An 8,274-nucleotide genomic window follows, 5' to 3' on the forward strand; every position below is an offset into this window, starting at 1 on the left:
TATTTTTTATAAGGTAACTACTATACAATAGTTGCTTCCTATCGGGATAAAGACGGTAAACCCAAACACCGTCTTCTTTTTAGTATTATGCTGCAGCTGAATAAGGACAGTACATCTCCACGATGGCAGCGATGAGGTCATGGGTTCGTCCCGCACGGACAGAACGAAGTGGAGGAGTACGGCGTCTGAATCCACCGCTGCGATCTGCACCGTCGAGTTGGCTTCGTTAGCTATATTATCAAGATTCATACATCCCTCTAGGCTCCATAATAGAAGAAAGCCACCTTCGGGTGGCTTTTTCTTATTTAATCTACAGTTATAGGTCCTCGGCGAACAAGTAGATTAACTCGTGCTCATCCCTTGTTGTCGCTAGGATTTGGAATCAACGAGCTCACGATCAAAGCTAACGTCTGCTTGTATACGCCATGGGCTGCTTGTACATCTCCAAAGTGTCCGCCCAGGTACAGATGAATAACGCCGTGGAGAGAAGCCCAAAATATCCGTATAACGGATTCCGTATCATACTGGGYGGGAATCAGTCCTTGCTCTTGGGCATTGCTAATCACGGTCAGTAATTGCCGCATAGCTGTTATGGTGCCCTGCATGCTTTCCTCGTCCGGTTTGAAATCTACGAAGGCTCCTCCGAACATCAGCTTATAATAGCTGGAGTAATCCTGCCCGAATTGCCAGAAGGCTTCGCCTAAGTTCAGCAATTGCTGTGCCGGATCGGCAGCTTGAGGCGTCCCTTCTAATTGATTAGCGAGAAGCTTGCAACCATCCAGATACAACTGCTGAGCCAGGCCCTCTTTATTGACAAACAAGCTATATATAATTTTTGTCGAGCAGTCCATTTTATTCGCTACTTTACGCACGGTAACGGCTTCGGGGCCCTCTTCTTGCAAGAGTGCTGCTGCAGCGTTAACAACGAGCTTGCGGAGATTTTCAGTATTTTGCAAGCGAGCTTCTTGGTAGGTTTTCAACTTTCGCGTGCCTGCATTGGAGGAAATATCTTGGTCGCTCATAGTCATCACCTTGGTTTATGTGTTTTTATTAGGAAACACAGTTTCCGTCTCTCATACAAGGAATTTTATATAATTGTTGGGCAGTTGTCAATGTAACGTTGGATGTTCAAAAATCATGTTGACTTTCAAGAAAAGGGTGGTTACAATGAGTCTCATAGGTAACAGTGTTACCGTATTACACAAACGTTCCTTACATTGCTTAGGACTGAAGGATTACGTTCTGGCGTCTGGTAACGGTGTTTCCAAACTAAAACACAGTATCTGAAAGGAGAACAGCGCTATGATCACTCAAGGAAAATGGGCGCTCGTCACGGGAGCTTCCTCCGGAATTGGAGAGCAATTCGCGAGACAACTGGCCAAACAAGGAAGTCACCTGGTTCTTGTGGCACGCTCCGAGAGCAAGCTTGAGAGCCTGGCATCGGAGCTCAGAAAGAAGTACGGCATTAAAGCCGAGGTTATTCCTAAGGATCTTTCGAAAGAGGGCGCGCCCAGCGAGTTATATCAGCAGTGCCGATTTCTGAACGTGGATATCGAACTGTTGGTCAACAATGCAGGCTTTGCTACGCATGGTTTGTTCGAACAAGTGTCAGGAGTGCGACAGCATGAAGAAGTGATGCTCAATGTAGCTGCACTTGTGGATTTGACCCATTTGTTCTTGCCGGACATGTTGCGCAAAAGCACAGGTGCAGTTATCAATGTTGCTTCAACGGCCGGATTTCAACCGCTTCCCTATATGGCCGTATATGGGGCGACGAAAGCATTCGTCTTGTCGTTTACTCAAGCGTTATGGTGGGAAAACCGCAACCGCGGTGTCAAATTTTTCGCGCTTTGTCCCGGTTCGACGGATACCAGCTTCTTTAGCGTCGTCGGAACTGAGGAAGCATCTGTCGGAAAGAAAGACACTCCCGAGAGAGTCGTAGAGGTTGCACTTCGCGCCTTGAAGGAAGGGAAGCTGTACGTCGTTCCGGGTGTACAGAATTATATCGGAGCGCAGCTGTCGCGATTCATAACACGAAAGCAAGGTCTTCGGCTTGTTGGAGGCATGCTTCGACCTCGCGAAGGATCCGGCAATTATAAGAATACGGGTAATCAATCTGATCTTGCAGGGAGGACAATATAATGAGAGCGATACAACTGACAAACGGCTTCGGCTTTGAGGAATTGACCTTGACGGAGCTCGACATACCGGCGCCGGGCCCTCAAGAGGTGCTTATCCGCATGAGGGCAGCATCTCTCAACTACCGGGATCTTGTGATCCTGAACGGATTAATGCCGATTGATATCAAATTCCCCTTCATTCCTTTATCGGACGGAGCGGGCGAGATTGTAGCCGTTGGCCAAGGAGTAACAAGGGTTCAGGTAGGACAACGAGTAGCAAGCAATCTGCAACAGCGATTCATTGCCGGCAACCCAAGAGCGGAGGTATTAAGGGACAGTCTGGGAGGTCCGTTAAACGGAGTTGCGGCAGAGTATGTCGTTCTGCATGAAAACGGAGTCGTTCCTATTCCCGATCACCTCACTTGGGAGGAGGCCGCTACCTTACCGATCGCAGCATTAACCGCATGGAGCATGCTAATTGAAAACGGCGCGTTGCAAGCGGGCGATACGGTGCTGCTGCAAGGAACAGGCGGTGTTTCCATCTTCGGCCTTCAATTCGCTGTTATGGCCGGAGCGCGAGCCATTGTCACATCGAGCAGCAACGCCAAGCTGGAACGAGCGAAAGTGTTAGGTGCATGGCAAACGATCAACTATTCGGAAGTTCCCGACTGGGATAAGGCGGCGTTAGAACTGACTGGCGGCGTCGATCATGTTCTGGATGTTGGAGGAGCGGCTACGATGGTGAAGTCCATCAATACGCTTCGAATTGGAGGGACATTGAGTATGGTCGGGTTCTTATCGGGATTGACCGTTCCGGAATTCGATGTCACCGGCATCCTGCAGAAAGCCGCAACGATTCGCGGCAGTCAAGTCGGCAATCGGGATCATTTTGTAAAAATGAATCGAGCCATTGCCCATCATCGTTTACATCCCGTTATCGACCAAGTATTCCCGCTCAACCGAATACGAGAAGCATTCGCGCTCTTAGCCGAAGGAAAGCAGTATTTCGGTAAAATCGTCGTACAAATCTAAAATCTCTCACCTACATGATCCAGGAGGCGCACTAATGCCCAATACATCTCATTTATCCACGAAAGTTGCTAAAGACATGAATCATCCGAAACGCTTACCAAATATGAGGATACGAAGAGCAGGAGCGACGATTCTTGCGGCGGTCCTTCTTGGAGCGATTATTTTCTTGCTTGTACCTTCACCTGTCGAACCGGCAAAATGGATCGCACCGATGCCCCCCTCTTTTAAGGAACCGGGTACTTGGCAGCAGAACAACAAACTCAGCTCGGCTCAGCTTGTTACGGATGCCCCTAAATCCCCGGAATTCATTACTTTCGATAAGGAAGGTAAGCTTTATACAGGAGATTCCGACGGAAAAATATACAAGGTTGGTTTCGATGCAGGCGGCAATCCGCAAGAGGCTCAAGTGTTTGCAGACACCAAAGGAACGCCCAACGGGCTTAAATTTGATGCCGGTGGAAATTTGATTGTGGCCGATATCAAGAAGGGACTGCTATCCATAAGCCCATCAGGAACCATAGAGGTATTGGCCGATCAAGTGGACGGCAAACCGATCTATTTAGCTAACGAGCTTGATATTGCGAAGGACGGTTCCATTTATTTTTCTGACACTTCGAACTATGGCCGCGTAACGTTCAAAGAAATGGCCGAGAACAAGCCGCATGGGCGTTTGCTGAAGTACGATCCGGTAACCAAACAGACAAGCGTCCTGCTAGAAGGTCTCTATTTTGCAAATGGAATTGCCTTGTCCAGCGAAGAGGATTTTGTGCTTGTGGCGGAATCGTATCGTTATCAGTTGACCAGATACTGGCTCAAGGGGTCAAAAAAGGGAACGGCTGATCTTTTTACGGACAATCTCGCAGGCTTTCCAGACAATATTTCGCGCGATGAGCAAGGTCATTTCTGGGTCGGGATCTTCACGACTCGTATTTCGTTTGTAGATCAGATGCATCGTAGTCCGTGGTTAGCCGGTATTATGGCCAAAGTGCCGGAGTCAGTGCTTAGCGGAGCAAGCGCACCAGCAAAACATGGGCTTGTTGCGAAGCTCGGCCCGCAGGGGGAACTTATCGAAAGCTGGCACGATCCGGAAGGCTCGCTCTATGGCGTAACTACGGCTGTAAACCACAACGGCTATTTATATATAGGAACGGCGCCAGGAGGCAGCAGCGGCGTTCATCGCCTACCTTTAACGAAATAACGGAATTCCAAGCCACCCTCGGGTGGCTTTTGTAGATAGAACCATTTTCGTTATTCGAGCGGTTGCAGCGGCTTAGAGGAACGACGTTCCCGAATCAGCATTGTAGAAATAATCGTGAGGGAAATAAGCACCAGTGTCAGCGGAATGACGAATATAGATGGATCATACCCTTCAATGAATAGCGGCAATAAGTATCCGATCAAGGATGCCGTTAGCGAAATGAATACGTACAAACTCGCGCCGAATCCGGTACGGCCTACGAACATACGCTGCACATACCCCATCGCCACTCCGTACAAGATGGACACGAAGAACGAATAAATCGGCTGAATGAGGAAAAACACGATCAGCGGCGCGTGCAGCGCATAAACCGAATAGGTAATAAACGCCCCAACCCCGCCGAGCAGAATAATTTTTCTGCTGCCGTATTTGGCCGCCCAATAACCGGCAATGGTCATGAACAACAGCTCGAATACGGCCTGCGCGCTCCAGATATACGACATGTACTCCGGCTTGCCGAACAACGATTTAACGACAAGCGGCAAGTACAACCCGCGAATCGCATCTGCGCAGGCAAGAAGCAGCAGCGCGATCAGCATAATGAGGGAAAACGGCTCGCCTGCCCCCGAACGGGTCGGCTTCTTTTCCTCCGAACGCTCCCGATAGAACAACAATAGGAGAACAAGCATGGCATAACCTGCAAAATTGCCCCATAGCACCCCTTGGAACGTGGCGATCAAATACAAATTCGCTCCGGCCAGCAAACCGCAAAAAAATCCGACGCTATACCCCGCGCGCAGCCAAATTTGCGCCATCTCCACAATATCTCCTGCCAGCCTGGCAAAGTGATTCCGCGACATAGCGAACAACTGACCCATAATTAGTCCGGACGGTGCGCTCGCAACACACATACCGATCAGCGCCTGGGTATATCCTTCCGCACGCATGTAAATCAACAAACCGACGAGACATAGCGAAGCCGCTGCCATCGCCAGCTTTTTCCTGCTACGCAGCTTATCGCTTAACAACCCGACCGTAATCGTAGTTCCCATATTGAGCAGCAGCGACACAACGAAGATGGACACGACTTCGCCCTTCAACAGTCCGATGCTCTCGCTCAAATAAATGGCGTTCATCGGAGCTAAAATTCCCATGCCGATTCCATAGCAAAATAGCGTAAACAGCATCCTGCCCGCGTCTTCGACCTGCAAAAAACGTTTCATATCCGCAGCAATCCGCATCTTCATCCTGCTCTCCAATCTCCTCATGATTTTGCAAATTCGAACAAAGCGTAGCTCACTTCCCTCGCATTGTCCAGAAAAAACGACGATTATTGATGACGGCGTCAAAAACAAAAACTCATTACTATCGTTATTATATCTAGTATATTTACGGTATCAAGAGGAGGATGAGCTATGTATAAACCAGGACTTACGATTTGGTATAATGTAACCAGCATCGAACGAACGTTGGAATTTTTCACGAAGAAGCTTGAATTTCAACTGCAGTTTCATGACATGGAGAGTGGTATGGCCATTATCAGTACGAACACGAATGATTGTACCATCGGTTTCTCTGAGGTCGAGTCCGTGATTCCTTCAACTTCTTCAACCGTGTTTGATGTACATAATCTCGAGCAGGCCGTTGAAGGCTTTTCTGGAAAAGGCATTACGTTTATTGGTGAAATCGAAACGATCCCCAACATGGTAAAGCTGGCTACTTTTGTCGATCCTGACGGGCATAACTTCATGTTAGCAGAGTCATTGGTTTAACTGTGAATAAAGAGGCGCTCATCATTCAAGCTTCACAGAAGCTTTCGGGTCGGTGGACGATTCCTATACTGCTCGGACTGGAATCTAGCGGGGGACGGTTTACGCCCCTTCAGCGCAAACTCAACATCGCGCCTGCGAGGCTGAGCGAAAACTTAAAACAGTTGGACCATATAGGGATCATCCAGCATCTTTCACCCTACGAACGCCGCCATCCCTTATTACCGGAATATACGCTTACCGAGGAAGGTAAGCTTTGGAGAGAAATGGCCAAAGCCATCCATATTGCGGAGTCGGATATTGCCCACGGTTCCTTGTCCGCCAAAGCATGGAACATCCCGGTGCTGCTAACACTTGGCTTTGAGCATGAACATTTCCAAGAAATCCGCCGCGTACTGGATCAGGTAACACCCCGTATGCTTTCTATGCGTCTGGGCGAGTTGAACACGGAAGGCCTCATAAGGAAGCTTGTAACCGAGCTGCCAAGGCCTTCATTTCTTTACCAACTTTCCAATCATGTGCGGAATCCCGTTCATCGTCTATCTGTCGATTTGTCTTCTTTGGTCTAACAGAAAGAACCATCAGGTAACTTCATTTTCTCCTGATGGTTCTTTGCTGCTATCTCAAAGAGGCGGTCGATCGTTCAAAAGTGTAACTAACCTTGCAGAAGAGCGCATCGCTGGCAGTGAAAGGTCAAAGGGTGATTGGATTTTGTTAGCAAACAAGAAACGACCCCAAGCTTTGATAAAGTTCGGAGTCGTTATATATATTTGTTGGATCGCTTGGATGATCAAGTACTCCCTTATTTGATGGAGGCTTCATAAATGTCATAAATAGATTTGGACAGCATCACGTTGAATTCATCGTCTGTTTGCCCAGCGGTTAGTCCCTGCGATAAGGCACGCGAGAAACTAGCGATCAATCCGTGATTACGTGCCAGCTTTTCGTTTGCTTCCGCTTGAGTGTAGCCGCCTGACAAAGCCACAATTCGTGCAACGTGTGGATCCTCCATTAACTCGCTGTAGAAATTGTCTTCCGTCGGTATGGAGAGTTTAAGCATGACCTTTACGTCTTTGCCAAGGGTGGATAAATGAGCGACAATTTCATCCTTTAATAGTTTTTCCGATGCTCCCTTATCCGCGCTGTAGATATCAACTTCCGGTTCGATAATCGGAACCAGTCCCAGCTCTAAGATTTGGTTCCCGATGGCAAACTGTTGCTCAACGACTTTTTTGATTCCCGCAGGATTGGCTTCCTTAATAACCGAACGCATTTTCGTCCCGAAGATGTTCCGTTCAACCGCACGCTTCAGAAGGTCGTTTAAACCAGAGATGGGCTTCATGAGTTGAACCCCGTCTTCAAGATCGGCGAGCCCTTTATCGACTTTCAGAAAAGGCACAATGCCTTTCTTCTCCCATAGATAATCGGCGGTAAATTGCCCGTCAATGAAACGATCCATCGTGTTCTCAAATAAGATCGCACCCAAAATGTACTTGGAATCAAACGCGGAACTCTTAATAATACGCGTTCTCATCTCGTGAACCAATACATACATCTCTTCTTCATTGGAAAAGCTGTTTTCTTTAATGCCATACTGCAGTAGAGCTTTAGGAGTACTTCCACCGCTTTGGTCCAAGGCAGCAATAAAGCCCTTTCCTGTACGGATTCGATCCAATTGCTTTGTATTCATGGATGCTTCTCCTTCCCTTTCATGGACTGAATTGTATTTTTAATCCTTTTATTATAGCACTTTTATTTGCAGGCATACATTCTAGGCGCAGCGGGGAGCAGAAGAATGGTTGCGTCGGCGATTGCTTTCACAGTATCCATAACGATATATTTGGGTTAGTCTCAAGCAATTCACGAAAATATGATGGTATAAGGAATGGGAAATAATATGGGGATCTATCTTCCTTTGCAACCACCTTTATTACAAAATGAGTTACAGGATTCCCATTATCGATATTGTGAGTTTTTACCAAGCGAGGGGTTGGAACCTTATGTAGCTTGTTATTGGACCGTACAATTTTATTTGTCTGATAACAGCAAATTGCATCGCATTATACCTGATGGATGCGTAGATATTATTTTCGACCTAAGAGCTCCGTCCTTTTCCAAAGGAGCCTTTGTGGCGGGATTGATGACTGCATTTGAA

The 8,274-nt window shown here is 47.7% G+C and carries 9 protein-coding genes; 6 read left to right on the forward strand and 3 right to left on the reverse strand.

All coding sequences use genetic code 11. The features are described 5' to 3' along the window. Positions 1-353 precede the first annotated feature (353 nt). The gene (locus tag AC1DWB_RS29360) at positions 354-1,022 is read right to left on the reverse strand and encodes a TetR/AcrR family transcriptional regulator (RefSeq protein WP_477544646.1); all 669 of its coding nucleotides are present in this window, start codon (positions 1,020-1,022) and stop codon (positions 354-356) included. Positions 1,023-1,302: 280 nt separating this feature from the next. Here AC1DWB_RS29360 and AC1DWB_RS29365 point away from each other — a divergent pair, with 280 nt between their 5' ends. The 3 genes from AC1DWB_RS29365 to AC1DWB_RS29375 are packed head-to-tail and all read left to right on the forward strand — an operon-like array spanning position 1,303 to position 4,350. Further along, entirely contained in the window at positions 1,303-2,142 is an 840-nt protein-coding gene (locus AC1DWB_RS29365; RefSeq protein WP_477544647.1) for an SDR family NAD(P)-dependent oxidoreductase, read from the forward strand. Then, the gene (locus tag AC1DWB_RS29370) at positions 2,142-3,152 is read left to right on the forward strand and encodes a zinc-dependent alcohol dehydrogenase family protein (protein WP_477544648.1); all 1,011 of its coding nucleotides are present in this window, start codon (positions 2,142-2,144) and stop codon (positions 3,150-3,152) included. The genes AC1DWB_RS29365 and AC1DWB_RS29370 overlap by 1 nt, the downstream gene beginning before the upstream one ends. 34 nt (positions 3,153-3,186) lie before the next feature. Then, complete coding sequence (locus tag AC1DWB_RS29375) at positions 3,187-4,350, forward strand: SMP-30/gluconolactonase/LRE family protein (RefSeq protein WP_477544649.1); 1,164 nt, start codon at positions 3,187-3,189, stop codon at positions 4,348-4,350. 50 nt (positions 4,351-4,400) lie between these two features. Here AC1DWB_RS29375 and AC1DWB_RS29380 read toward each other — a convergent pair whose 3' ends face one another. Next, positions 4,401-5,597, reverse strand: a complete 1,197-nt coding sequence (locus tag AC1DWB_RS29380; protein WP_477544650.1) for an MFS transporter — start codon at positions 5,595-5,597, stop codon at positions 4,401-4,403. Positions 5,598-5,765: 168 nt separating this feature from the next. Here AC1DWB_RS29380 and AC1DWB_RS29385 point away from each other — a divergent pair, with 168 nt between their 5' ends. Continuing rightward, complete coding sequence (locus AC1DWB_RS29385; RefSeq protein WP_477544651.1) at positions 5,766-6,122, forward strand: VOC family protein; 357 nt, start codon at positions 5,766-5,768, stop codon at positions 6,120-6,122. 2 nt (positions 6,123-6,124) lie between these two features. Then, entirely contained in the window at positions 6,125-6,688 is a 564-nt protein-coding gene (locus tag AC1DWB_RS29390) for a winged helix-turn-helix transcriptional regulator (protein WP_477544652.1), read from the forward strand. Between the two features lie 233 nt (positions 6,689-6,921). On the opposite strand, the gene AC1DWB_RS29395 is transcribed toward AC1DWB_RS29390, so the two are convergent. After that, entirely contained in the window at positions 6,922-7,809 is an 888-nt protein-coding gene (locus AC1DWB_RS29395; RefSeq protein ID WP_477544653.1) for a fructose bisphosphate aldolase, read from the reverse strand. A gap of 195 nt (positions 7,810-8,004) precedes the next feature. Here AC1DWB_RS29395 and AC1DWB_RS29400 point away from each other — a divergent pair. Continuing rightward, positions 8,005-8,274, forward strand: a 270-nt coding sequence (locus AC1DWB_RS29400; protein ID WP_477544654.1) for a DUF6597 domain-containing transcriptional factor, incomplete at its 3' end; no start/stop codon positions are given.

Source organism: Paenibacillus sp. P4_E11, assembly GCF_056401635.1.

Excerpts from the sequence above, each read along its gene's own strand:
- AC1DWB_RS29365 (WP_477544647.1), top strand. The coding sequence starts at position 1,303 with ATGATCACTCAAGGAAAATGGGCGCTCGTCACGGGAGCTTCCTCCGGA.
- AC1DWB_RS29370 (WP_477544648.1), top strand. The coding sequence starts at position 2,142 with ATGAGAGCGATACAACTGACAAACGGCTTCGGCTTTGAGGAATTGACC.
- AC1DWB_RS29375 (WP_477544649.1), top strand. The coding sequence starts at position 3,187 with ATGCCCAATACATCTCATTTATCCACGAAAGTTGCTAAAGACATGAAT.
- AC1DWB_RS29380 (WP_477544650.1), bottom strand. The coding sequence starts at position 5,597 with ATGAAGATGCGGATTGCTGCGGATATGAAACGTTTTTTGCAGGTCGAA.
- AC1DWB_RS29385 (WP_477544651.1), top strand. The coding sequence starts at position 5,766 with ATGTATAAACCAGGACTTACGATTTGGTATAATGTAACCAGCATCGAA.
- AC1DWB_RS29395 (WP_477544653.1), bottom strand. The coding sequence starts at position 7,809 with ATGAATACAAAGCAATTGGATCGAATCCGTACAGGAAAGGGCTTTATT.